The sequence below is a fragment of the Streptococcus hyovaginalis DSM 12219 genome (assembly GCF_000420785.1).
In the GTDB taxonomy this organism is placed as follows: domain Bacteria; phylum Bacillota; class Bacilli; order Lactobacillales; family Streptococcaceae; genus Streptococcus; species Streptococcus hyovaginalis.
Genome location: NZ_ATVP01000006.1, coordinates 118,065 through 138,705, shown reverse-complemented (window position 1 = coordinate 138,705; position 20,641 = coordinate 118,065). Strand labels below are relative to the sequence as shown.

Annotated in this window: 38 protein-coding genes and 1 pseudogene; 34 read left to right on the top strand and 5 right to left on the bottom strand. The window is 36.6% G+C overall.

The genetic code is table 11. The features are described from left to right. Positions 1 to 177 precede the first annotated feature (177 nt). The 7 genes and pseudogenes from G574_RS0105860 to G574_RS0105830 all read left to right on the top strand — a co-directional run bounded on the left by G574_RS0105860 (position 178) and on the right by G574_RS0105830 (position 5,524). Positions 178 to 837 carry a CBS and ACT domain-containing protein gene (locus tag G574_RS0105860; RefSeq protein WP_029691381.1) on the top strand — a complete coding sequence of 220 codons (660 nt, stop codon included), beginning with the start codon at positions 178 to 180 and terminating at the stop codon, positions 835 to 837. A gap of 67 nt (positions 838 to 904) precedes the next feature. Then, on the top strand, positions 905 to 1,552 hold the full coding sequence (gene tmk / locus G574_RS0105855; protein WP_029691380.1) for a dTMP kinase: 648 nt from the start codon (positions 905 to 907) through the stop codon (positions 1,550 to 1,552). Then, entirely contained in the window at positions 1,545 to 2,444 is a 900-nt protein-coding gene (locus tag G574_RS0105850; RefSeq protein WP_029691379.1) for a DNA polymerase III subunit delta', read from the top strand. The genes tmk and G574_RS0105850 overlap by 8 nt, the downstream gene beginning before the upstream one ends. A gap of 110 nt (positions 2,445 to 2,554) precedes the next feature. Beyond that, a complete protein-coding gene (yabA, locus tag G574_RS0105845; protein WP_029691378.1) occupies positions 2,555 to 2,881 on the top strand; it encodes a DNA replication initiation control protein YabA in 327 nt (108 codons plus the stop codon). 2 nt (positions 2,882 to 2,883) lie between these two features. Then, positions 2,884 to 3,750, top strand: coding sequence for a 16S rRNA (cytidine(1402)-2'-O)-methyltransferase (gene rsmI / locus G574_RS0105840; protein WP_029691377.1), 867 nt, complete (start codon positions 2,884 to 2,886; stop codon positions 3,748 to 3,750). Positions 3,751 to 3,935: 185 nt separating this feature from the next. After that, a pseudogene (locus G574_RS10835) lies at positions 3,936 to 5,171 on the top strand (ammonium transporter). Positions 5,172 to 5,182: 11 nt separating this feature from the next. Next, a complete protein-coding gene (locus G574_RS0105830; protein ID WP_029691376.1) occupies positions 5,183 to 5,524 on the top strand; it encodes a P-II family nitrogen regulator in 342 nt (113 codons plus the stop codon). A 288-nt stretch (positions 5,525 to 5,812) separates the two neighbouring features. Here the strand turns inward: G574_RS0105830 and G574_RS0105825 are convergent, their stop codons facing one another. The 5 genes from G574_RS0105825 to G574_RS0105805 all read right to left on the bottom strand — a co-directional run bounded on the left by G574_RS0105825 (position 5,813) and on the right by G574_RS0105805 (position 9,077). Next, the gene (locus G574_RS0105825) at positions 5,813 to 6,448 is read right to left on the bottom strand and encodes a copper homeostasis protein CutC (RefSeq protein WP_029691407.1); all 636 of its coding nucleotides are present in this window, start codon (positions 6,446 to 6,448) and stop codon (positions 5,813 to 5,815) included. Between the two features lie 58 nt (positions 6,449 to 6,506). Beyond that, positions 6,507 to 7,565 carry a site-specific integrase gene (locus tag G574_RS10830; RefSeq protein ID WP_037590654.1) on the bottom strand — a complete coding sequence of 353 codons (1,059 nt, stop codon included), beginning with the start codon at positions 7,563 to 7,565 and terminating at the stop codon, positions 6,507 to 6,509. A 135-nt stretch (positions 7,566 to 7,700) separates the two neighbouring features. Beyond that, positions 7,701 to 8,264, bottom strand: a complete 564-nt coding sequence (locus tag G574_RS0105815) for an Ltp family lipoprotein (RefSeq protein ID WP_029691375.1) — start codon at positions 8,262 to 8,264, stop codon at positions 7,701 to 7,703. 54 nt (positions 8,265 to 8,318) lie between these two features. Next, positions 8,319 to 8,705, bottom strand: coding sequence for an ImmA/IrrE family metallo-endopeptidase (locus tag G574_RS0105810; protein ID WP_029691374.1), 387 nt, complete (start codon positions 8,703 to 8,705; stop codon positions 8,319 to 8,321). A 6-nt stretch (positions 8,706 to 8,711) separates the two neighbouring features. Further along, positions 8,712 to 9,077, bottom strand: a complete 366-nt coding sequence (locus tag G574_RS0105805) for a helix-turn-helix domain-containing protein (protein ID WP_029691373.1) — start codon at positions 9,075 to 9,077, stop codon at positions 8,712 to 8,714. Between the two features lie 307 nt (positions 9,078 to 9,384). On the opposite strand from G574_RS0105805, the gene G574_RS0105800 reads away from it, so the two are divergent. The 27 genes from G574_RS0105800 to G574_RS0105655 all read left to right on the top strand — a co-directional run bounded on the left by G574_RS0105800 (position 9,385) and on the right by G574_RS0105655 (position 20,597). Further along, entirely contained in the window at positions 9,385 to 9,576 is a 192-nt protein-coding gene (locus G574_RS0105800; protein ID WP_029691372.1) for a hypothetical protein, read from the top strand. A 10-nt stretch (positions 9,577 to 9,586) separates the two neighbouring features. Beyond that, on the top strand, positions 9,587 to 10,087 hold the full coding sequence (locus G574_RS0105795) for a hypothetical protein (RefSeq protein WP_029691371.1): 501 nt from the start codon (positions 9,587 to 9,589) through the stop codon (positions 10,085 to 10,087). A gap of 14 nt (positions 10,088 to 10,101) precedes the next feature. After that, the gene (locus G574_RS10825; protein ID WP_037590650.1) at positions 10,102 to 10,338 is read left to right on the top strand and encodes a hypothetical protein; all 237 of its coding nucleotides are present in this window, start codon (positions 10,102 to 10,104) and stop codon (positions 10,336 to 10,338) included. Further along, positions 10,331 to 10,609, top strand: a complete 279-nt coding sequence (locus G574_RS0105785) for a hypothetical protein (RefSeq protein ID WP_024410610.1) — start codon at positions 10,331 to 10,333, stop codon at positions 10,607 to 10,609. Before G574_RS10825 ends, G574_RS0105785 begins: the two co-directional genes overlap by 8 nt. A 42-nt stretch (positions 10,610 to 10,651) precedes the next feature. Then, on the top strand, positions 10,652 to 10,969 hold the full coding sequence (locus tag G574_RS0105780) for a DNA-binding protein (RefSeq protein WP_029691370.1): 318 nt from the start codon (positions 10,652 to 10,654) through the stop codon (positions 10,967 to 10,969). Between the two features lie 250 nt (positions 10,970 to 11,219). Next, complete coding sequence (locus tag G574_RS0105770) at positions 11,220 to 11,669, top strand: hypothetical protein (RefSeq protein WP_029691369.1); 450 nt, start codon at positions 11,220 to 11,222, stop codon at positions 11,667 to 11,669. Positions 11,670 to 11,674: 5 nt separating this feature from the next. Continuing rightward, positions 11,675 to 12,394, top strand: coding sequence for an ERF family protein (locus tag G574_RS0105765; RefSeq protein ID WP_029691368.1), 720 nt, complete (start codon positions 11,675 to 11,677; stop codon positions 12,392 to 12,394). A 5-nt stretch (positions 12,395 to 12,399) separates the two neighbouring features. Next, complete coding sequence (locus tag G574_RS0105760) at positions 12,400 to 13,398, top strand: DUF1351 domain-containing protein (RefSeq protein WP_029691367.1); 999 nt, start codon at positions 12,400 to 12,402, stop codon at positions 13,396 to 13,398. Next, the gene (locus G574_RS0105755) at positions 13,398 to 13,964 is read left to right on the top strand and encodes a MazG-like family protein (RefSeq protein WP_029691366.1); all 567 of its coding nucleotides are present in this window, start codon (positions 13,398 to 13,400) and stop codon (positions 13,962 to 13,964) included. Before G574_RS0105760 ends, G574_RS0105755 begins: the two co-directional genes overlap by 1 nt. Continuing rightward, the gene (locus G574_RS0105750) at positions 13,951 to 14,166 is read left to right on the top strand and encodes a hypothetical protein (protein ID WP_029691365.1); all 216 of its coding nucleotides are present in this window, start codon (positions 13,951 to 13,953) and stop codon (positions 14,164 to 14,166) included. Before G574_RS0105755 ends, G574_RS0105750 begins: the two co-directional genes overlap by 14 nt. Further along, positions 14,153 to 14,674 carry a single stranded DNA-binding domain-containing protein gene (locus G574_RS0105745; protein WP_029691364.1) on the top strand — a complete coding sequence of 174 codons (522 nt, stop codon included), beginning with the start codon at positions 14,153 to 14,155 and terminating at the stop codon, positions 14,672 to 14,674. Before G574_RS0105750 ends, G574_RS0105745 begins: the two co-directional genes overlap by 14 nt. A 25-nt stretch (positions 14,675 to 14,699) precedes the next feature. After that, positions 14,700 to 14,996: a helix-turn-helix domain-containing protein gene (locus tag G574_RS10820; protein WP_169343461.1), complete on the top strand. Its 297-nt coding sequence runs from the start codon at positions 14,700 to 14,702 to the stop codon at positions 14,994 to 14,996. A gap of 4 nt (positions 14,997 to 15,000) precedes the next feature. After that, the gene (locus G574_RS0105735) at positions 15,001 to 15,279 is read left to right on the top strand and encodes a hypothetical protein (protein WP_029691363.1); all 279 of its coding nucleotides are present in this window, start codon (positions 15,001 to 15,003) and stop codon (positions 15,277 to 15,279) included. A gap of 13 nt (positions 15,280 to 15,292) precedes the next feature. Next, positions 15,293 to 16,084, top strand: coding sequence for a DNA cytosine methyltransferase (locus G574_RS0105730; protein WP_029691362.1), 792 nt, complete (start codon positions 15,293 to 15,295; stop codon positions 16,082 to 16,084). A gap of 7 nt (positions 16,085 to 16,091) precedes the next feature. Next, positions 16,092 to 16,274 carry a hypothetical protein gene (locus G574_RS0105725; RefSeq protein WP_425423282.1) on the top strand — a complete coding sequence of 61 codons (183 nt, stop codon included), beginning with the start codon at positions 16,092 to 16,094 and terminating at the stop codon, positions 16,272 to 16,274. Next, positions 16,271 to 16,705 carry a helix-turn-helix domain-containing protein gene (locus tag G574_RS0105720; protein WP_029691360.1) on the top strand — a complete coding sequence of 145 codons (435 nt, stop codon included), beginning with the start codon at positions 16,271 to 16,273 and terminating at the stop codon, positions 16,703 to 16,705. Before G574_RS0105725 ends, G574_RS0105720 begins: the two co-directional genes overlap by 4 nt. A 12-nt stretch (positions 16,706 to 16,717) precedes the next feature. Then, positions 16,718 to 17,149, top strand: coding sequence for a hypothetical protein (locus tag G574_RS0105715; RefSeq protein ID WP_029691359.1), 432 nt, complete (start codon positions 16,718 to 16,720; stop codon positions 17,147 to 17,149). A gap of 1 nt (position 17,150) precedes the next feature. After that, positions 17,151 to 17,888: a hypothetical protein gene (locus G574_RS0105710; protein WP_029691358.1), complete on the top strand. Its 738-nt coding sequence runs from the start codon at positions 17,151 to 17,153 to the stop codon at positions 17,886 to 17,888. 227 nt (positions 17,889 to 18,115) lie between these two features. Then, positions 18,116 to 18,295, top strand: a complete 180-nt coding sequence (locus G574_RS0105700; RefSeq protein WP_029691357.1) for a hypothetical protein — start codon at positions 18,116 to 18,118, stop codon at positions 18,293 to 18,295. Position 18,296: 1 nt separating this feature from the next. Beyond that, positions 18,297 to 18,599 (top strand): DUF1372 family protein, encoded by a 303-nt coding sequence (locus G574_RS0105695; protein ID WP_029691356.1) that lies wholly within the window; start codon positions 18,297 to 18,299, stop codon positions 18,597 to 18,599. A gap of 2 nt (positions 18,600 to 18,601) precedes the next feature. Beyond that, on the top strand, positions 18,602 to 18,802 hold the full coding sequence (locus G574_RS0105690) for a hypothetical protein (RefSeq protein WP_029691355.1): 201 nt from the start codon (positions 18,602 to 18,604) through the stop codon (positions 18,800 to 18,802). A 3-nt stretch (positions 18,803 to 18,805) separates the two neighbouring features. After that, positions 18,806 to 18,976, top strand: a complete 171-nt coding sequence (locus tag G574_RS11530; RefSeq protein WP_156828109.1) for a hypothetical protein — start codon at positions 18,806 to 18,808, stop codon at positions 18,974 to 18,976. Between the two features lie 42 nt (positions 18,977 to 19,018). Beyond that, entirely contained in the window at positions 19,019 to 19,273 is a 255-nt protein-coding gene (locus G574_RS0105680; RefSeq protein WP_029691354.1) for a phage protein, read from the top strand. Continuing rightward, positions 19,266 to 19,496, top strand: a complete 231-nt coding sequence (locus G574_RS0105675; RefSeq protein WP_029691353.1) for a hypothetical protein — start codon at positions 19,266 to 19,268, stop codon at positions 19,494 to 19,496. Before G574_RS0105680 ends, G574_RS0105675 begins: the two co-directional genes overlap by 8 nt. After that, entirely contained in the window at positions 19,493 to 19,900 is a 408-nt protein-coding gene (locus tag G574_RS0105670; protein WP_029691352.1) for a RusA family crossover junction endodeoxyribonuclease, read from the top strand. The genes G574_RS0105675 and G574_RS0105670 overlap by 4 nt, the downstream gene beginning before the upstream one ends. 123 nt (positions 19,901 to 20,023) lie before the next feature. Beyond that, complete coding sequence (locus G574_RS0105660; RefSeq protein ID WP_029691351.1) at positions 20,024 to 20,224, top strand: hypothetical protein; 201 nt, start codon at positions 20,024 to 20,026, stop codon at positions 20,222 to 20,224. After that, positions 20,217 to 20,597, top strand: a complete 381-nt coding sequence (locus tag G574_RS0105655; RefSeq protein ID WP_029691350.1) for a hypothetical protein — start codon at positions 20,217 to 20,219, stop codon at positions 20,595 to 20,597. The genes G574_RS0105660 and G574_RS0105655 overlap by 8 nt, the downstream gene beginning before the upstream one ends. The last annotated feature ends 44 nt before the right edge of the window (positions 20,598 to 20,641 follow it).

The following is a 20,641-nucleotide window of genomic DNA, read 5'->3' as shown; positions in this document are numbered from 1 at the left end:
CTTTTATAGTTATTTTTAATAACTGATGGAAGTCAGCTGTCGATTGATGAATGCCTACGATGCTGTCTATTCTTCGTTTTTATTACGATGTCGTCATGATGTTGGTAGGATTCTGTTTGATATGATGGTATACTTGTAGTAGCAAAGGAAATGTGAAGTGAATGCAAAGGAGAACCTATGTCTGTTAAAGATTTCATGACGTCAAAAGTTATTTATGTGTCACCTGATACAACCGTTGCACATGCTTCGGAAAAGATGAAAGCACAAGATTTACGCCGTTTACCTGTTATTGAAAATGACAGATTAGTGGGCCTCATTACCGAGGGGACGATGGCAGATGCAACTCCTTCCAAAGCAACCAGTTTATCGATTTATGAAATGAACTATTTGCTAAATAAGACCAAAATTCGTGACATTATGATAAGGGATGTCATTACCGTATCACAAAATGCCAGTTTGGAAGATGCTGTCTATATTATGATGAAGCATAAGGTGGGAGTCTTGCCAGTGGTTGATAATGACCAATTATATGGTATCATCACTGATCGCGATATTTTTAAAGCTTTTCTCCAGGTATCTGGTTATGGTGAAGAAGGTGTACGCCTTAATATATTATTGAATGATACGATAGGTAGTTTGGAAAAAGTTGTCCGTGTGATCAGTGATCATGGTTTGAATATTTATCGGACAGTAGTTGCTAATCATAAGTCTGGTAAGATTCTAGTTGAAATTCAAATAGAAGGCCAGACAGATACCCAAGCCTTACAAGAAAGGTTAGAGGCTCAGGGGATTACAGTAGAGAGTATCACGAAAACCGAGGCAAAAGCAGGCTTTTAGAAGATAAGAAAAGACGATAAGGATTCTTGTCGTCTTTTTGAATGAAATCTGCTAAAATAGAAGTATTATGACTAATGGATTTTTGATTTCCTTCGAAGGACCAGATGGCGCGGGTAAGACGACTGTTTTAGAGAAGATATTGCCTTTGCTCAGATCCTCACTGACACAAGATATTATAGCAACGCGTGAACCGGGTGGCGTAGCTATTGCAGAAAAGATTCGTCATGTAATACTAGATGTTACTCACACCAATATGGATCCCAAAACAGAGTTGCTGTTGTATATGGCAGCTCGTCGTCAACACCTCATTGAAAAAATATTGCCAAGTTTGTCTAATGGGGCTATCGTTTTGGTGGATCGCTTTATTGATAGTTCTGTTGCTTACCAAGGGTATGGGCGAGGTCTTGAAATTGCTGATATTGATTGGCTAAATGCCTATGCAACAGATAAGCGTCAACCCGATTTAACGCTTTATTTTGATGTTGCTTCTGAGATTGGTTTAAAGCGAATTGCTCAAAATAAAAATCGTGAAGTTAATCGTTTGGATCTGGAACAACTAGATATGCATCAGAAGGTACGTCAAGGGTACTTGGAATTGTCTCGGAAAAATCCTCATCGTGTGCTCACTATTGATGCTAGTCAAGATCTCGAACTTGTCGTTGAAGAGACACTGCGCATTATTCAAGAGAGATTTAAGGAAGTGAAAGATGTCTAAAAATCCATTGACGTCACTATTAGAATGGCAGCAACCTCTTCTTTTTAAAGCTATTCATAGCATTTTAGTTGAAGAGAGACGTAGTCATGCATATTTGTTCACGGGGGGCTTCGCTAGCTGGGAAATGGCGCTTTGGATGACGCAATTTCAGTTTTGTGAAGTTACGGATTCCCCAACACCGTGTGGACATTGTCGTTCCTGTCGTTTGGTAGCGGATTGTGACTTTGCAGATCTGGCCATTTTAGAGCCAAGTAATGGAACAATTAAGACAGATGATGTCCGTTCACTCCTACACCGCTTTTCAAGTACGAGTTTTGAAGGAAAAGATCAGGTTGTGATTATCAAAGAGGCTGACAAAATGCATCCCAATGCAGCTAATAGCTTGTTGAAAGTTATGGAAGAGCCTCAAAGTCATATTTATCTTATTTTATTGGTTAATGACGACAATCACCTATTGCCAACAGTCAAAAGTCGTTGTCAACTGTTTCATTTTAAGAAGAATGAGACGATCCTTGTAGAAGCTTTAGAAAAAAGGGGGTTGTTGAAAAATCAAGCGAGCTTACTCGCCAGTTATTCGGTGTCTTTACAGCAGGCAGAGACTTTAGCTGATGATCAAAAGGTTTTGCAACTCATCTCTGTATTGGAGACGTATAGTCAGCTGGCCTTGACCAATAAAGAAAGAGCCTATCTAGAAGTAAGTCGCTTGGCCAATTTGGCTAAAGAGAAAGAACTGCAAGACATGAGTTTTCAACTGTTGATTGCCTTATTTGGTAAAGCTTTGGAGCAAGAAAAAGCGTTGGCTTTGTTGGATGCTATTGATTTAGCTAGAGACATGTGGCAACATAATGTTAGTTTTCAAAATGCTCTGGAATATATGATTATTAACAGTTAATAGATAAATGTCGTTATCTGCAGATCTTAGGTGACTGTGAGAGCTGTCGTTCTCTATTCATGCTACGGATAACCGTACGATTTTAGATATATAACGACCTAAGGAGGTAAATGGTGGTACCAAAAAAAGAGTTATTTGATGTATTTGATGGCTTTTCACAAAATCTTATGATTACCTTGGCTGAAATTGAAGCGATTAAGAAACAGGTTCAAGACTTGGTTGAAGAAAATACGCAGTTGCGTCTCGAAAACAATAAATTACGAGAGCGATTAACACAGGTGAGTGATAACCAGTTTGAGAAAAATCACCATCAAGTCAAGCAACATTTGGATAGTATTTACGAAGATGGCTTCCATATTTGTACCGATTTTTACGGGCAAAGACGTGAAAATGATGAATCCTGTGCCTTTTGTTTAGAACTCTTATATAGGGAGTAAGTATGCAAATTCAAAAAAGTTTTAAGGGGGATAGCCCCTATGGCACACTATACCTTGTTCCAACTCCGATTGGAAATTTAGCTGATATGACCTATCGTGCGGTTGAAACACTTCAGTCAGTGGACTATATTTGTTCTGAAGATACACGCAATACAGGCTTACTTTTAAAGCATTTCGAGATTGAGACTCGGCAAATCAGTTTTCATGAGCACAATGCCTTTAGCAAAATTCCTGATTTACTTGATTTGTTGAAAGCTGGAAATTCCTTAGCACAAGTTTCTGATGCAGGGATGCCTTCTATTTCGGATCCTGGTCATGACCTGGTTAAGGCGGCGATTGCTGAACAGATTAGAGTTGTTGCTTTACCGGGAGCGTCGGCTGGGATTACGGCTTTGATTGCTAGTGGGCTGGCTCCTCAGCCACATAGTTTTTATGGTTTTTTACCACGAAAATCTGGCCAACAAGTTGCTTTTTTTCGTGACAAAAGAGATTACCCTGAGACACAAATTTTTTATGAATCGCCTTACCGTGTGGTAGCTACTCTGGAAAACATGCTTACGGTCTATGGTGATCGTCAAATCGTGTTGGTAAGAGAGTTGACTAAGCTTTTTGAAGAGTACCAACGTGGTAGTATTCGTCAGATATTAGCCTATTTAGCAGAGAACCCCTTGAAGGGAGAGTGTCTCTTGATTGTGGCAGGTTCTTCTGGTGAATCGCAAAAGGACGACGAAGAAACTGTTGATTATGTGTCAAAAGTTCAAAAATTGATAGACGATGGTAGAAAACCTAACCAAGCGATTAAAATAATTTCTAAGGAATATGGTCTAAACCGCCAAGAGCTTTACCAACAATTTCATAATATTAAATAATATGTTTGTTAACAGAACCGCTATAAAGCTTGTATCTAGAGTATTTATAGCGGTTTTTGTTAAAATTTAGCTAACACATCATGTTGAAAAAGTACAGAATTTTCTGTAAATAATGTCTTTACATCTCATTTTATTTATGTTGCATTATATGATATGGTTTTTGAAAAAGAGATGTGGTTATGACAATTGACAGTTCTAGTATTGCTTTTATCCTAGCTTGTTCGGGATTGGTTTTTCTTATGACACCGGCTTTAGCTTTCTTCTATGGTGGTCTTGAGAGACGAAAAAATGTTATTTCTACCATGATGATGGCTGTTGTCTCACTTAGTATTGCCACTATCATGTGGTTTGCTGTTGGTTATTCTTTATCTTTTTCAGGGGATGGTAGTCTTATTGGTGGTTGGGACCATCTTTTCTTTGCAAATGTTAGTGATTCAGTGAGTACCAGGAATTTAGCTATTCCAGATAGTTTGTTTGCACTCTTTCAAATGATGTTTTCGATTATTACGATTGGTATTTTGACAGGATCTGTGGTAGGGAGAATGCGATTTAACCCCCTTTTAATCTTTATTGTATTTTGGTTGCTATTGGTTTACTACTCATTTGCGCATATGGTGTGGGATGAGGGACTTTTGGCTCAATGGGGAACCATTGACTTTGCTGGAGGAGATGTGGTTCACATTACCTCTGGAGTGAGTGGACTTGTTTTAGCTCTGGTTATTGGTAAGCGTCGTGATTTTGATCGCTTAGAATATCGCCCGCATAATGTTCCTTTTGTTCTGTTAGGAGCAGGACTTTTATGGTTTGGTTGGTTTGGCTTTAATGCGGGATCGGCCCTAGCTGCAGATGCTCTGGCAGTTCATGCTATGGTAACGACACACCTTTCTGCTGCAGCAGCTATGTTTTCTTGGATCTTGCTAGAGTATCGGGAAAATGGGAAACCTTCTTTAGTTGGTGCTTCCACAGGTTTAGTTGCGGGTCTTGTTGCCATTACACCTGGAGCGGGTTTTGTTTAGATCTGGAGTGCTCTGTTGATAGGCTTGATGGTTAGTCCAGTATGTTTTTATGCTATTGCCATTGTCAAACATAAGCTTGGCTATGATGATGCTTTAGATGCGCTTGGTTGCCATGGTATTGGGGGAATTTTTGGTGGAATTGTAACAGGAATTTTCACGACTCCCGACCTGGCTCTTGATAAGGTTAATATTGGTTTGATTTATGGTAGTCCTCGTTTGCTTTTGGTCATTTTAATGGCTATCGTCTTTACCGTGGCTTGGTCGGCCCTTGTTAGTTTTGGCATTATTAAAGTGATTGGTCACTTCATGACACTTCGAGTTTCAGATAGAGAAGAAGCTATTGGACTTGATGACAGTGAACATGGAGAAACAGCTTACCCAACCTTTATGGGGTTAGATTCATAGGAGATCGGTTTATGAAAAAAGTAGAAGCAATTATTCGACCAGAGAAGCTAGAGGATTTGAAAACGGCTTTAACCCAATCGGGTTTTGCAAAAGGCATGACGATTTCACAAGTATTAGGATACGGGAATCAAAAAGGCCTTGTGGAAATCGTTCGTGGGCAAAGAGTAACTCCAACTATGTTAGCCAAAGTTAAGGTTGAGATTGTCGTAAAAGATGATGCTGTGGATGATTTAGTTAATGTGATTATTTCTGTTGTGCGAACAGGTGATGTCGGAGATGGAAAAATTTTTATTCTGCCGATTGATGATGCTATTCGTATTTGCACAGGTGAGCATGGCGGTGATGCCATTTAGAGATATGCTTAAAATAACATAAGGTATAAACCCAAAACGCCTCACATCATGGCTTTGGCTAACATGGTGTGAGGCGTTTTTATGATGTGATTTTTATCCGTCTCGCTTCGTAAGGTGCGAGACAAATGCTCCTTTTAGCTAATAGAAACAGTGATCAGATTAGGTGAGTCTTTTGCGTCTGTGGTGCTCTTTCTGAGATAGAGTTCTGCTAGATGGAAATTCAAAACTAGCGCCTATCTATCTTGTGATAAGGTGGTTGAAAGGGATTGTTATAGTTGGATAGGTCCTCTAGACAAGCTGTGTTCCATGGACTTGTGCAGCTCCTGTAAGACGACAAAGCTCCTCATAATTTTTGGTAGTGACCCCGCCGCCAATTATGATTTCGATGCGGTTATCAGCATAGGCGATTAGTGATTTGATGTGGTCAACATGTTCGAAAATATCAGATTTGGTATCAGGGTGACCATGTGTCAAGATGCGGGTGAAGCCATAAGCAATCAACTGGTCTATCGCTTCAAATTGCTGATCTATTGGGATTTGATCAAAAGCCATGTGGAACACTAAGGGGAGGCCTTGAGTGGCAGGAAGGAGTTGTTCAATAGCATCGCTATCTAACTGGTTATCCTCTGTCAATACACCTAAAACAAGGGAATCACTGCCTAGTTCAACGGCTTGCAAAATATCATCTTCCATAGCGCGCAACTCTAGATCATTATAAATAAAATTTCCACCACGCGGTCGGATCATCACAGCTGTTGAAATTTCTTTGTCATGTAGGTAGTGATTGGCTTCTTTAATAACGCCATAAGAGGGGGTAGTGCCTCCTACTGCAAGATTATCGCAGAGTTCTACACGCCTGATGTCAGGGCTAGAGAGGGAGTGTAAAGCAGTTAAGTTTTCGGCACAAAATTCTTTAATAATCATTTTAATCCCTTTATATAGCGTATTTACAAGATTTTGCCCCAAATCTGCCCCAAAAGTTTTAGAAAAGTGTTTTGATTTTGTCAAAATCGAGCATCTCTTTTTCTGCTAGTAGGTGCGAATAGGTATTCAGTGTAACGGTTGGGTCTTTGTGTCCTATCAGTTTTGAAATGGTTAAAACTTCAATGCCGTTTGCTAGCAAATAACTAACATAGGTATGTCGCAATGAGTGGATGTGGACAGGTCGCCCAACAAGTGTCTTTAAACGTGAGTTTAAATAGGTTTGTGTTTTGGTTGGAAACAGACGATTAAATTCATTTGGTTGCCAATGAGTGGCTTTATAATCTTGTAGTAGCTCTATTGTACCATTATCAATCGGCACTGTCCTGATAGATTGTTGATTTTTTGTTGGAGCAAACCCGTTTTTAGAATAGATATCCCATGTTTTATTGATGCTTACCTGATGATTTTTGAAATCTATATCATCCCATGTTAAACCTAATGACTCACCAACACGCATCCCAGTTACTGCCAAAAGGTAGATTTGTAATTGTCGGTACTGGTAGGGATTTTCCTTAGTGTACTTGATAAGGTTTAGGTACTCGGTTTGGGTCAAGAATTTCTTTTCAAGGGGATTGGGTTCTACCTCAGATGTAACTTTTGCAAGGTCAGCAAAGTTTACTTTTATCAATCTATCCATTACTGCATATTTTGCACAGGATTTAATCTTGGTGTGGATAAGTCTGAGTGTTGATTTCTGGTAATGTTTCCCCATTTCATTTAGAGTGGCTTGGTAAGTAGATGGGGTGATATCAATCAATTTAGCTTTAGCAAAATATTTTATAATAGCAGAAGTAGCAGTTTCATAGTGTTTAATAGTTCCGACAGAAATCGCAGGAGCACGATGGATTTTGTACCATTTCTCAAAGTATTCAGCAAGTGTGATACTCTTATCTTCTATAACACCTTCTGATAGCTCTATTTCGGCTTGTGAAGCTGCTTGAACTGCCTCAGCTTTAGTTCTATACCCAGACTTGGATTTTTGCTTATATGAGCCGTCTGGGGCTTTATATGAGATACGGTATTCCCAGCCATTTTCTCTTTTTCTAAAATATGCCATATTGATTTTACCCCTTTCTTTTGATAAAATGGGTACAAGAAAACCGCCCATTTAATGGCTGTTTCTTACACGAGATACCTCACACTCAAAGTTTGGCGATGGAGAGTGTGGGGATTTTTTTATAATTGAAAAACTTTACTTGTCTAAATTATCCACAGCATATTGTGCTTCTTCTTCGGTAAATTTATCACCATATTCAGAAATTAGTTGATCGTAAATGGCATCTGTAGACATAGCCATATTTTTTTGATAACTTTTAGCTGATTTTAGGGCATTCTTTTTATAGTCAACCTTTAGTTTGTCAACAGCGTACTGAGCTTCTTCTTCGGTAAATTTATCACCAGCATCCGAAATAAGTTGGTCGTAGATGCCTTGCTTAGACATATGCATGGTCTTAGAATAACTTTTAGCTGACTTCAAAGCATTCTTTTTATAGTTAACTTTAATGTTATCAACAGCATATTGAGCATCCTCTTCAGAAAATTTATCAAATTCTGATGTCAATTGATCATAGATGCCTTGCTTAGACATGTGCATCGTTTTAGCGTAGCTTTTAGCAGAACGAACAGCATTCTTTTGTTCTTTAGTCGCTGCATAAACAACCGCTTGTGGTTGCGAAAAAGGAATATCAACATGGGCAATAGAAGCTGTTCCTAAAAGTACAGCTGTACCTAAAATAATAAAATGTTTCTTTTTCATAACATTTCCTTTCTTACTAGCTTTTAATGTGTTTCAAGCAATTGCACATTATTGTTAAATTATATCCGCTAAATTATAAAACTCTTCTTTGACCATAGCCTCGTCAGCCATGGTTTTTAGTTTGTATTTCTCCATAAAAACCAGGTAATTGAACTGTGTGCGGTCTTCCGTAAGTGCCAACTCTTCTTTCATGAGGTGATGTATCATATTTCTATTTGCGTCTAATTCACATCGTTCCCTAAAAATCCGATATTGGCTAGGAAAATGTTCTTTATGCCCTAACTCATGTAGGGCAACTTGCTTTTGTTCTAGTTCGGATAGATTTATATCAACCGCTAGAACTTTGGTGTCTGGATTGTAAAAACCTGAACTATGCCAGTTTGAGGCATCAAATAGACACAGTTCAACACCAAACTCTTCACAGAGTTCGTCAAGTGTCATAGATAATCAGTCCTTTTGTTTGTTTTTGAAATGGGCAGTTAGTACAGCAGTGATGAAATCTATATCATCATCATTTAGTGGCTTACCATCAAATAACATAGTATTCGCCGCTGCTTTCCTCAAGTCGATGACTTGACCATTTACAATTGCAGTCTCATCCGTTGCAATCTTTGGGTTGTTTGTTCTACCAAGTAGATAATCAGTGGAAACACCGAAATAGTCGGCGATTTTTTGCAAATTCTCTACTTTAGGATTTCCCTTTTTCATACTGTAAATATAATTTTGACTAAAACCTAGTTTATCTTCAAGTTGATTTAGAGAAATCCCTTTCTTTTTGCATAATTCCTTTATTTTTTCAAATGTTGAAAACATTGTATTATCAACCTTTCTAAGAGATTGACAAAAAATATTTAGATTTAATTCAAAAAGTGTTGACAAATTTTAGAATTAAGTCTAAAATAGTTTTTGTAAGATGATTGAGTTAAAAAAAACGAAGTCAAAAACATTCTAAAAATTAAATATAACACGGTCGCCAAACTGTATTTTTAAATGATTAGAAGAGTTCTAAACGTTGTTTTTATTATGTTTTTATTTTAGATCTAATTCTAAAATAAGTCAAGTGTTTTATAAAAACATTTCTAACTCTTTCACTTACATTTTAAAAGAAGGGGGATAAATTATGCCAGATACAAATAATGGACGGCAAAAAATTTTAGATTTTCTGAATGAAAACAACATTACGTTAACGACGCTTGCTGTCCAGTATGGAATGGTGCGTCAGGATGTCACAAATATTTTAAATGGCAAACTAAAAAATCCACAGGCAAATCGTTTCATTGCTCGTGTGATTGAAGATTTTAAGATTAGGTAGGAGGTTAATGATGGAGGAAACAATTACCATTTCAAGAACGGAGTTAGAGTTGATGATTGCCGATGCGATTGCTAGAAATACTCTTCCAAGGAAAAAGAAAGATTACAGAGATGTTCATATTACACATTCTGACATAGAGAAAGTTAACAAACAATTTCCAAATATTTCTAAGTTGCTAAGTCGTAGTTTTTCTTCTCAAATTACAGATTTACCATCTAAAGAAGAGATACGTCTTGGCTTGAGTGTTCCAAATGATATCTATACAAGACGTAGATTTTCAAGCGGAATTGAAAATTATGTACATCATAAGATCTATATATCTTCTGTTCAAGAATTGCTTAGAGGCCTATCGTTAGCGATTATGGGAGCATCAATAATTAAGGATTTAGATGATGATGAGTTCGAACATTCATTAGAAATTTATAATGAATTTAAAAATCTATTTCTTAAACTATATGAGGAACGATTGGTAGCTGAAGAAAGAATCTTGGAAAATATGAAAGAAAATTAGGTAGGAGGCTGTTTTTGAGTGAATCAAAAAAAGCACCTAGGGCGGCAACCCGTAAGGTACTTGCTAAAAATTATTTACTCAATTATACCATAAAAATGAATGATTTAGATGATATTCAAGAACTTTTATTAGCAAATTGGCAACGGAAGTTTCACCCATTAAGCGAGGTATTGATTAACAGCCTAGTCGGGCTTAGTCTATATGATACGCTTATGGTTTTGGCTATGGCTAGAAAGGGACATTATGGATGACATTGCTGAAAGCCTCATTTCACGATTTATAAGTCAGCTCAAAGCACGGTTGATAGAAGTGTTTGAGGTATTTGATATTGAAATGGCACTACCATTGGTACTCAATGGCAAACAGTGCAAGAAGTTGCTGGGGATTTACAACGATGATAAGTTCCAAGAAGTGACCAACTTGCCAGGTTTTCCAAAAATTGCTGAAAGAGGTAAACACCCACGCTATCCAAGGGATGCCGTTCGTGAATGGGTCAAAGAGAATTGGAGGTTACTAGCATAATGCAATATATCTTTCAGAAATACGCATGAGAACTATACCTCAATGAACAATGCTTTTTTGCAAGATGATAGGTTGAGCTTGCAGGCAAAGGGATTGCTTGCAACGATACTAGCCAATAAATCAGACTGGCGTATCTATGTTGGCGAACTTGAAAAAAGGTCAACCAATGGTAGGGATGCCCACAGAAAAGCATACCGAGAGTTACAGAATACAGGTTATATACGAGTTGTTAAAAAAAGTGATGGGAAACACGGTGTACAAACTTTTGTATTTGCTCAAGATACCCCTATCACAGATAGCTATTTTGAGTATATCAAGGATAGGTTAGAAAAAGAGTTATCCACAACTGAAAAAGAGTAAACCCTTTTTACTGAAAAACCATTTTATGGAAAATCCAAAAGTTGGAAAACCCTTTTTACTGAAAAACCATTTTATGGAAAATCCAAAAGTTGGAAAACCCACCACTAATAAATACTAACTATACAACAAGTACTAATATTAAACAATCTAAGCCTAACGGCACTAACTAATAATAATTACTAAAAAACAACAAACTCATCCTTATAGATAATAAGGGATTTACAGAGTTTTCAACAAGGAGGAAAGAAATATGCCAAATTGGGCAGAGGGAACTATTAAATTAAGAGGTAGAGCAGAAAATATTGCATCAGCATTGAAACACATGCTAGTTGATGAAACTGTTACGGTAGAGGAGGAATATGATGGCGAGTTAATAAAATTAAATACTACTCAATCATATTTTTACATCAAAGGCACAAGGCGTGCGTTTATTGAAAGTAATTCACTTGAGCTTTGGTTAGATGATGATTTCTTAATTGTTGAGTTAGGTAATTTTAAGCAAGCTTGGGCTGCAATTCCAGATAATTATCAAGATATTTCAAAACAATTTGATGTTGATATTAAAATTTTCACTTTTGAACAAGGCTATGAATTTACACAAGAGATTGAAATTTCAAAAGGTAATGTCATCAAAGATATTGTGAACGAAAAATTTGATAATTACCAATGGGATGTACCTTTTAGCAAACTTGGAGGGTAAATAGCATGGCAGAAACACTAAGAAAAAAGTTGCTGAATATCCAGCGAGACTTAAAAGCTCCCAAAGGACAATATAACAACTTTGGTAAGTTCAGCTATCGTAACGCTGAGGATATTATGGAGGCTCTGAAACCATTGCTAGTTGATAATAATACCATTTGCTACTGTAAAGATGATTACATTGAGCATATCGGAGAACGCTATTACCTTGTAGCTACTATTGTTTTTGCAGATGTTGAAACTGATGAAGAAATCACAGTTAAAGCAAGAGCAAGAGAAGAAGAAAATAAAAAGGGTATGGATGGTTCACAGATTACTGGTGCAGCATCAAGTTATGCTAGAAAATATGCTTTAAGCGGTCTTTTCTTGATTGATGATAATAAAGATGCTGATAGTGATGAGTATCAACAACAAAACAATAAAAATCAAGGTAAGAAACAGCCATCAAAACAAAATCAAGCTAACCAGCAACAGCAGCCAAACAACCAACAGGCACAGCAACAAAATCAAGTCAGATATATTGACAACATTCAGTACCAAGAGATTTACAAATCTATTCAAGAATTTGCGACAGTTAAAGGTGCACCATTTGATACCGTCGCAAGTTTTGTATTGAGTAAATACCAAATTCAAGATTTCCATCAAGTACCAGTTGACGGTTATAACTTAGTGATGGAATATCTCAACGGACAAATTCAAAAAGCATACGCAAAACAAGGAGCATAAAAAGAATGACAAAAGATGTAACCAATAGCACCTTGACAGAAATCAAGGTAGATTTTCAACCAGCAGTAATTAACATTGACCGTGAGGCTATTGAGGCACAAGTAGCCGCCGCTGTTGCACAGTATAGCGGTCGAGAGGTGACTGCAGAAAATTACAAATCAGTTTATGATGAACGTACACGTTTTAATAAGCTAATACAAGGGCTTGACAACCAGCGTAAAGATTTAAATCGTATGGCTAATGAGCCAGTAAAAGATACGGAAATCTGGCTAAAAGAAAAGGTTATTAAACCAATTGAGGATGTCACAAAAATCATGACAGTAGGGATTAACGCTGTTGATGAACATAAGAGAATGTTGCGTTTAGATGTTGTCCGTGCAACCTTTGAAGACAAGTGTATGGTGGCTGGGCTGGAAAAATCACTTTTTGAAAGCAAGTATGATAACTATGCAAAATCAGATAAATTCAAATCTGGAAAATTTGAGTTGAAGAAAGATACTCTTGATGAGATGGATAAGTTGGTACTTGCTGAATTTGATGCACTTGAGCAGTACAAAGCTAATAAGCAAGCTATCCGAGAACACGCTCAAGAATACAACTTGCTAGCAGATGGCTATATTAGAGACCTTGAAGATGGTAAATCACTAGTAGATGTTTTGAAAATCATGAAAAGTGACCGAGATGCTATTGCTTTACACAAAGAGCAACAAGAGGCTCAAGCTAAAGCAGAGGCAGAGCGCAAAGCAGAAATTGAACGTATGGCACAAGAACAAGCCAACTCAAATATCAAGGCATATGATGCTGATACAGGCGAGATTTTGGAAAGTACACCGATTACACCTCAAGCACAAAATACAGCACCAGAAGTACCAAAATTTGAGCCTAGCGAGCCAATGAAAGTCACAATGCTATTGACTTTGCATGGAGGTAAGCCGCAACTAGACCAACTCAAAGAATATCTTGAGGATAACTTTATTAGTTTTGAAACTTTAGGAGGTATCTAATGACATTTAATGAATTAATTGAAAATGTAAAAGGCTGGTCATCAGCAAAAGAGATTGATAAGGCGAGCCCATTATCTCAAATGCTCAAACTCAATGAAGAATGGGGAGAGCTTAACGATGCAACAGTACGCAAGGATAAGGAAAAGGTAGCTGATAGTATTGGGGATATGGTGGTTGTTTTAACTATTTTAGCCCAACAAATGGAGTTATCTAAAATCTCTCTAACTATTAATCCAGATGAAAATGGGCAACACAATTATTATTACTTGGATGAGTGGTCAGTAGAAGTGCTTTACTTGCACATCGCAAAAGAAATCGGATTGATTGCTAACAGTTTGATTGATATTTCAACACGTTTAAGTCGTATTAACTCACGTAGTCGAATTCAATTAAGCATCCGTAATATTGCTATTTATCTAATGTTTGTAGCAAAGAAATTTGATTTGACATTGACAGAATGCCTTGAATTGGCATGGAATGAAATCAAAGACCGTCAAGGAAAAATGGTAGATGGTGTATTTGTTAAAGCTGCTGATTTAAAGGAGAGGGAAGATGAAAAAGTATGATGGTGAATTAAAAAAATATTACGTATGTGGCGTTATTGATGATTATCCAGAGAAACAACTTGACCTTGGAATGGAAGTAATGGCTAATAATCCATATATGGCAGCAATAATTGCACATAAATCAATCGAGGATGATTTTATGTTGGATGATCCAACTATTACTGATGTTGATATTTTGGAGGTGCAAGATGGAGATTACTAATAGGGGTTACGTCAATTTCAACAGCGACTATAACCGCAAAGAAATTAACTATTGCACAGCATCCATGAGTTTTAACAACGGTAAGGATGAAAATGGAAATTATAAAAGTGGCTATATTGGTGTTATTGCATTTGGAGAGTTAGGGGATATTCTCTATGATAACTCTGGAAATTTAGTAACCGTTTCTGGATATTACAGACTAAATGAACATGATGGGAACAAATATCCACAAGTAGTTATTACCGCTATCAATGGTTACGCCCCACAGAACAATCAAAGCAGAAATAACAATAATCAAGGTAATTATAACCAGCAGCCAAACAGCCAAAGCAAAGGAAACTTTGGAGGTCAACAACAAAACTACAGCAATCAAGGTGGTAATTTCCAAAATGGAAACAACCAAGGTGGCTATCAATCACCATTTGATAGTCAATCACAACAAGGCTCATTTTTCCAAGGGCAGACTACAAATCCTATGGATATTGATGATTCAGATTTACCTTTCTAAAACAGGAGTATTGAGATGGAATTTCATGAAAAATTACAGGTATTTAGAAAGTCAAAAAAAGAAAACTCAAGCAGAATTTTCAAAGGCTTTAGGTGTAAATATAAGGACTTATCAACGCTGGGAACGCGGGGAGATAAAAATTAGTCTTGTAAAATTAACTGCAATTATGAACATTTTACAAGAAATGGGTTTTGAATATCATGATTTTATTGGAAATAGCGAAAAAGTTGTTATTGATAAGTCAGTGTATGACGAGTTGTTAAAACAATCAGAACGATACAAACAGTTAAAGGCAATGTTGAAAGAAATAGTACAGGAGTAATCAGATGAAGAGAGTAAAAGTTGATTTACAATGTCCATATTGTGGATTTTGTAAGATTTTAAAAACAGCACCGCATAGAAAAGCTGTTACTTGCCCAACGTGCAGACAGCCAGTATTTTTGAGTTGGGCAACTGGTTTTGAGGGTGAACTTGATGAGCATGGATATTATTTCCACGCTTACGAGCCTTTCAATATCCGTAAAATCAATAAAGAGTTTCAAGATGTCTTTGAGGATGCACCACCAAAACACTCTTTCACTATTAGAAACAAGATGAGAGGGTGACAGTGTGTAGAAAATGATAGTATGGGCGCTGTTTGATAGTGGTAATGGCTCATATACTAAGGCTATCAACACCATAAATAGTTCAGGGGGGGCGAAGATTGAAGTATATCCCATAGGTATTGACATAGAAAATAAGAACAATCATTTTATCCCCCTCAATCTTGCTGATTATTCACGGTTATTTGGTGATAACAAGCTATTTGATACACTTGACGAGCTACCCCATCCAGATTTAATAATAGCTAGCCCACCTTGTGAAAGTTGGTCAAATGCTAGTGCAATTGCAAATGGCAATGCTTGTTGGAAACAGGAAGATTTATCAGATAGCTTGTTTGAACCTCAAATTCCCCCTAGCATGTTTACAATCAGAACGAGTAAAGATTATGAAGATGCTTACCACAACTATCAGTATGATAGGCAGTTTATGAAACGTGTTAATGGAGAGCTATGTGCGTTTAACACTATTGGAATCATTAAACGTTATCAGCCAAAATATTGGATAATCGAAAATCCAGCTACAGGGCGCTTGTGGAAATACATTGAGCAAATTATAGGGTTTCATTTACCTTATAAAAACCCAACACGATACAACAACTATGATTACCCTTTGCAAAAACCTACAAAATTTGCAAGTAACCTTTTTCTAAATCTTAATAATGAAATAAATCCAGCAGAGGTTGAATGGGGTAATTTCTCAAAATCATACAATGAGCGGTCTAATATACCTCAAAAGTTACTTTTAGATATATTTCAGACTGTATTAAACCAATTTGAAAAGGACACAGAAAAAAATGACAAAAATTGAGCTTATTATGACACTTACTGTTCTCATATCTATTACATGGGCAGGCATGATTACAATTTATGCTTTGCAGGCTATCAAAAAGCACAAAGCAAAGGTATCTCATTACCAACATCCACAAATACAATGTGAGATTGCAAGGCATGTGATTGTCAACAAATGGTACACAAATGGTGGGGAGGTTTACAAATGAAAGTATTTGATGGCATAAAAATGCGAAACATTCGCAAAGATGCTGGACTTACTCAATACGATATAGCCCCAATGGTTGGTATTTCTCAAAATAGAGTAAGTGATATTGAAAGAAATGTTACGTCTCCAACATTAGAGGAAATTGATGCTTTCGCTGAGGCTTTGAATACTCATGTTTCTGTATTTTTAAGTGATGACACAGAAATTGAAGTTATCACAAATACTTTTACTAAGAAGAAAAAGGAAACAGAGCAACAGTCTTTTGAAGGGATTGCAATTGATGACTTACCGGGGCAAATTGAGTTATTTCCAAATGATAAGTTACCTATTGGCAGTGATTTGGCTGGCTATGTCATTCTAAATGCAGAAACGTATACAGAATTACTTGAAAGTCAAGAAAAATTGCATAAGTTGCAAAATCTTTTGAAATAGTGGAGGAACATCATGGAAAAGAAACTAATTGGGCTTGACCTATCCCATATCGCAGAGGGTGGGCTACAAGAAAAGCTAGATAATGAGCTTGAGAAAGTCTTTGATAACATCTTAGACCTCAACACAGAGGCTAAAGCAAAACGAAAAATAACAGTCACGCTTACTATGTCCTCTAATGAAGAACGTACAGTAGTAGATACGACTATGGAGGTAAAATCAAAGCTTGCCCCACAAAATGGAGTAGCTACTACAATTCTTGTTGGTCGTGATTTAGATACAGGGCAAGTGCATGCTAACGAATTAAAAAGTACAGTACCTGGTCAAATGTATTTTGATGAAAACGGAGAAATCCTTACAGACATTGGACAATCGGTAGATGAAGTTGAGCAAGAAACACCACAACCAGACATTATTGATTTTAATAAAAAGAAAGTAGGTAAATAATATGACAACAGAAAATCTTAAAGCAGCATTGGAATACGCAGTAGAACTAAATGAGCATGGTTTGGAAATTCTAACAGCAGCAGATGGTACAGAGTATTACGATGCTAACAAATTCAACCTAAAAGAGCTTGACCCTAAGCGCTATCCAAGAACACTTGAGCTATCAACATTGACAAGTCTTGTTGATTACCTAAAGACAGACCTAAACGATTTGAAAAAGCAACGCTTGATTGTTTCAGTTGAGAAAAACGATGAAGTTTGTGTATGGTCGGAAAATGATGAATTAGAACATCGTACATTGCTTGTCGCTGTCAAAGCACGCATTCCAGAGTTGTCTTTTGGGCGTTTCCTATCATCAGAACAATTTAATATCATGTTGCAATCAAACTTTATTGATGACAATGACCGTGGAACATTACTAGAGTTTGCTAGCGCATTGAAAATTGAGAATGGTGCTGAAATTGAAGATAATGGGGTATCTCAAGTGGCAACTGTAAAAACAGGTGTAGCAAGTCTTGCTAAAGGTAAAGCGCCAAACCCAGTTACTTTGCGCCCATATCGTACATTTAGCGAGGTTGAACAACCAGCAAGCCTATTTGTCTTTAGGATTGATAAGCAAGCAAATATGGCTTTATTTGAGGCAGATGGTAAGCGTTGGGTGGCTGATGCAGTAGGGAACATTGCAGCCTATCTAAAAGAGCAACTAGCAGACCAAAAACACATTACAGTATTAGCTTAAAATTTGGAGGAAATAACAATGACTAAAGAAACTAAAAACCCAGTAGCAGCTGAAAAGTTAGGTGGTAAATAGCATGTGTTGGGTAGTACAGATACCAATTAAAGGGCGTGGAGATACCATCAAATATGAAAAGCATGAATTCAAAACAAAGAAAGAGGCTGAACGTTTCAGAGGTAAATTAGGTAGAAACTCTGAACTTTATAAAGTAAACTATTTGAGGTATTAGCATGGATGGATTTCTAAAACTTATGGTCATCAGCGCTTGCTTACTCCTTGCCATTCTGATTTTTGTTACAAGTAGCAAAACTTACAAAGAGGATAAATCTGCTACTATAGCTTGGTTTATTGCTGATGCCTATGCTATTGGTTTGATTTATACTGCTATTAAAATATTGATAGGGGCGTAAGATGAAAGATGCTGTAAAATTTTTATCGCTCATATTGGTAGGTACCTTTGTTGTAAGCTCTTATCTAATTATGGATTTACAAAACCGGGTACATGAGCTTGAGAAAAGAAAGCCAGTTATCATCTATCAAGTGGATAATGCTGGTGGCAATCTTATTGGTACAGTAACAGATAAATCAGTTGTTAACGGTCATCACACAGTTACTATAGGAGCTTATGGTAAGTTTCTTGTGACAAAAGAGCAATATGACAGTATCAATATTGGCGATGATGCCCCAGATTATTTGACAGAAAGAGGTAGTTGAAAATGAAACATGAATTTATCAAGGTAACTTACCTAAGCGGTGGTGCTGAGTGGACAGTTGCTTTAGCAGTGGATGAAATTACGAGGTTATCGTATGATTTCAACATTTTAGAAGTTAAGACACCATTCCTAGATGGGAGCAATACATTACAGTTATCCCAAGATGAATTTAAGAGGGTGAAGAACATCTTACTAGAGAGGTAACTAATGAATAATGATGCCAATGCAGTTGAGATGCAACTTTTAACAGGTAAGAAGATTGTTGAGAGTGTGGTTGAGCTTGTCAGAAAAGAAAACCTGAAAGAGGTTAGTTTTGGAATGACAACTAACTTAGTTGATTATCCATTTGAAATAATTATTAGGAGAGGTAAAAAATGAATGTTGTAATCTACGGAATTGCTAAATCAGAGGAGTTTGAAAATGAAATGGAATAAATTAACAACCAGAGTGCTAACTAATGAAGAAAAAGAACTATATTCAGACTACGATTTTATGTGGGATAGTCAAACACCAGACATTGGGGAGCAGGTATTGGTCTATGCTAATGGTCGTATTAACATTGACACTTGGGATGATTTTGGACCATATGGTGTAGGATTTGAAAATATTGATGAGGATGTTATCTATTGGATGGCATTGCCAGAGCCGCCGAAGGAGGAATTAAAAAATGAATAAACGACAAAAGAAAAAACGCCTTGAGCGTGAAAAAAAGGAAATGTTAAGAAGTATAAACTTTTTGGAAAATGCCTATACACAAGCAGCTAAGGAGATGCGCCTTGAGTATCATCAGATGCCACAAGGAGAAGAAAAAACATACCAAGATTTCTTTATAACTGGTTTCGAGTATGCAATAAAGGTATTTGATTTGGCTAAAAACCAAATCAGGAGCATTGAATGAAATTTGAGTTTTCTCTGCCACGCAACACAAAGTTAAAAGCTCTAAATATGGTTGTTAATAGCAATGATAGATTTCATAATGTTGATAAAGCCAAAATAACCAAGCGTATTAGAGTTTTTGCTTATTGGCACACTTTGGCAACAAAGGATAAAAAGAGGGCTGCTTTTAGCTCCTCAATTCCTTGTGAGGTTACAGTTACAATTTACAGCCCTACCAAGTCAAAGCTAGACCCACCCAATTTATATCCGACAGTAAAAGCTATTATTGATGGCATGACTGATGCAGGTATTTGGACAGATGATAATCACAAGGTTATTAAAAAGCTGTCATTTGTCTATGGTGGTTTGAGTGAAGAAAAGGGGCATTATAGGCTAGTGTTTGACATTGAGGAGTGGAAGACATGACTTTATATTCTCAAGAATGTTTTTATTGTCATGAGATGGTGCATGAGTTAGTACAAGGTTTGTTTTGTGACGATTGTGCTGAAAATATAATATATTCAAGTTATGATGACATAGGAGGTTTGTATGATTAAAGTTTATGTCAAGTGTGATGGATTTAAAGCGCAGGTATTTCATCAAGATGATGTCAAATTAGAAAATATTAGAGATAAAATTATATCTCAAATGAATAATGGGCATACAGTTATTTTAGGGGAAGATAGAGATATTTTATTAAATCCTAAATTTATTAAAAGTGTACAATTTATAAAGGTAGCAGATGACTAAAAAGAAAATAGAGCGCCTATCGGTTATACATCGTAGAGAAATCAATTGGCTCAAGTGGTATTTTTTGAGAGATAAGAAAAACCCACAAAGAACAATACTCGAACAAAAGATACATGAGGCTTTTTTAGAAAATAACATTGAACAATCAGCTTTTTTAGTTAATCTGAAAAGTGTAACGGATGAATATATCAGAAAATCAGATAAAAAATTGTTGAAAGTAATAAAAGAGGTTTATGTATTTGAAAATATCAATGTCATTGGCGCGTGTCATAAAATTTTATATCTAAGTCCTAGCCCAGCTTACTCTTACATCAATAAATGGTTTGATAAGTATTTTGTTTCAACTTATAAACACATACCATTGTCTAAATAACCGTAAAAAGCCCCTATCCTATGTATCTATAATCAAGGTACATA

Coding starts and splice junctions, on each gene's coding strand:
- G574_RS0105860 (WP_029691381.1), top strand. CDS start 178: ATGTCTGTTAAAGATTTCATGACGTCAAAAGTTATTTATGTGTCACCT.
- tmk (WP_029691380.1), top strand. CDS start 905: ATGACTAATGGATTTTTGATTTCCTTCGAAGGACCAGATGGCGCGGGT.
- G574_RS0105850 (WP_029691379.1), top strand. CDS start 1,545: ATGTCTAAAAATCCATTGACGTCACTATTAGAATGGCAGCAACCTCTT.
- yabA (WP_029691378.1), top strand. CDS start 2,555: ATGGTGGTACCAAAAAAAGAGTTATTTGATGTATTTGATGGCTTTTCA.
- rsmI (WP_029691377.1), top strand. CDS start 2,884: ATGCAAATTCAAAAAAGTTTTAAGGGGGATAGCCCCTATGGCACACTA.
- G574_RS0105830 (WP_029691376.1), top strand. CDS start 5,183: ATGAAAAAAGTAGAAGCAATTATTCGACCAGAGAAGCTAGAGGATTTG.
- G574_RS0105825 (WP_029691407.1), bottom strand. CDS start 6,448: ATGATTATTAAAGAATTTTGTGCCGAAAACTTAACTGCTTTACACTCC.
- G574_RS10830 (WP_037590654.1), bottom strand. CDS start 7,565: ATGGCATATTTTAGAAAAAGAGAAAATGGCTGGGAATACCGTATCTCA.
- G574_RS0105815 (WP_029691375.1), bottom strand. CDS start 8,264: ATGAAAAAGAAACATTTTATTATTTTAGGTACAGCTGTACTTTTAGGA.
- G574_RS0105810 (WP_029691374.1), bottom strand. CDS start 8,705: ATGACACTTGACGAACTCTGTGAAGAGTTTGGTGTTGAACTGTGTCTA.
- G574_RS0105805 (WP_029691373.1), bottom strand. CDS start 9,077: ATGTTTTCAACATTTGAAAAAATAAAGGAATTATGCAAAAAGAAAGGG.
- G574_RS0105800 (WP_029691372.1), top strand. CDS start 9,385: ATGCCAGATACAAATAATGGACGGCAAAAAATTTTAGATTTTCTGAAT.
- G574_RS0105795 (WP_029691371.1), top strand. CDS start 9,587: ATGGAGGAAACAATTACCATTTCAAGAACGGAGTTAGAGTTGATGATT.
- G574_RS0105785 (WP_024410610.1), top strand. CDS start 10,331: ATGGATGACATTGCTGAAAGCCTCATTTCACGATTTATAAGTCAGCTC.
- G574_RS0105780 (WP_029691370.1), top strand. CDS start 10,652: ATGAACAATGCTTTTTTGCAAGATGATAGGTTGAGCTTGCAGGCAAAG.
- G574_RS0105770 (WP_029691369.1), top strand. CDS start 11,220: ATGCCAAATTGGGCAGAGGGAACTATTAAATTAAGAGGTAGAGCAGAA.
- G574_RS0105765 (WP_029691368.1), top strand. CDS start 11,675: ATGGCAGAAACACTAAGAAAAAAGTTGCTGAATATCCAGCGAGACTTA.
- G574_RS0105760 (WP_029691367.1), top strand. CDS start 12,400: ATGACAAAAGATGTAACCAATAGCACCTTGACAGAAATCAAGGTAGAT.
- G574_RS0105755 (WP_029691366.1), top strand. CDS start 13,398: ATGACATTTAATGAATTAATTGAAAATGTAAAAGGCTGGTCATCAGCA.
- G574_RS0105750 (WP_029691365.1), top strand. CDS start 13,951: ATGAAAAAGTATGATGGTGAATTAAAAAAATATTACGTATGTGGCGTT.
- G574_RS0105745 (WP_029691364.1), top strand. CDS start 14,153: ATGGAGATTACTAATAGGGGTTACGTCAATTTCAACAGCGACTATAAC.
- G574_RS10820 (WP_169343461.1), top strand. CDS start 14,700: ATGAAAAATTACAGGTATTTAGAAAGTCAAAAAAAGAAAACTCAAGCA.
- G574_RS0105735 (WP_029691363.1), top strand. CDS start 15,001: ATGAAGAGAGTAAAAGTTGATTTACAATGTCCATATTGTGGATTTTGT.
- G574_RS0105730 (WP_029691362.1), top strand. CDS start 15,293: ATGATAGTATGGGCGCTGTTTGATAGTGGTAATGGCTCATATACTAAG.
- G574_RS0105725 (WP_425423282.1), top strand. CDS start 16,092: ATGACACTTACTGTTCTCATATCTATTACATGGGCAGGCATGATTACA.
- G574_RS0105720 (WP_029691360.1), top strand. CDS start 16,271: ATGAAAGTATTTGATGGCATAAAAATGCGAAACATTCGCAAAGATGCT.
- G574_RS0105715 (WP_029691359.1), top strand. CDS start 16,718: ATGGAAAAGAAACTAATTGGGCTTGACCTATCCCATATCGCAGAGGGT.
- G574_RS0105710 (WP_029691358.1), top strand. CDS start 17,151: ATGACAACAGAAAATCTTAAAGCAGCATTGGAATACGCAGTAGAACTA.
- G574_RS0105700 (WP_029691357.1), top strand. CDS start 18,116: ATGGATGGATTTCTAAAACTTATGGTCATCAGCGCTTGCTTACTCCTT.
- G574_RS0105695 (WP_029691356.1), top strand. CDS start 18,297: ATGAAAGATGCTGTAAAATTTTTATCGCTCATATTGGTAGGTACCTTT.
- G574_RS0105690 (WP_029691355.1), top strand. CDS start 18,602: ATGAAACATGAATTTATCAAGGTAACTTACCTAAGCGGTGGTGCTGAG.
- G574_RS11530 (WP_156828109.1), top strand. CDS start 18,806: ATGAATAATGATGCCAATGCAGTTGAGATGCAACTTTTAACAGGTAAG.
- G574_RS0105680 (WP_029691354.1), top strand. CDS start 19,019: ATGAAATGGAATAAATTAACAACCAGAGTGCTAACTAATGAAGAAAAA.
- G574_RS0105675 (WP_029691353.1), top strand. CDS start 19,266: ATGAATAAACGACAAAAGAAAAAACGCCTTGAGCGTGAAAAAAAGGAA.
- G574_RS0105670 (WP_029691352.1), top strand. CDS start 19,493: ATGAAATTTGAGTTTTCTCTGCCACGCAACACAAAGTTAAAAGCTCTA.
- G574_RS0105660 (WP_029691351.1), top strand. CDS start 20,024: ATGATTAAAGTTTATGTCAAGTGTGATGGATTTAAAGCGCAGGTATTT.
- G574_RS0105655 (WP_029691350.1), top strand. CDS start 20,217: ATGACTAAAAAGAAAATAGAGCGCCTATCGGTTATACATCGTAGAGAA.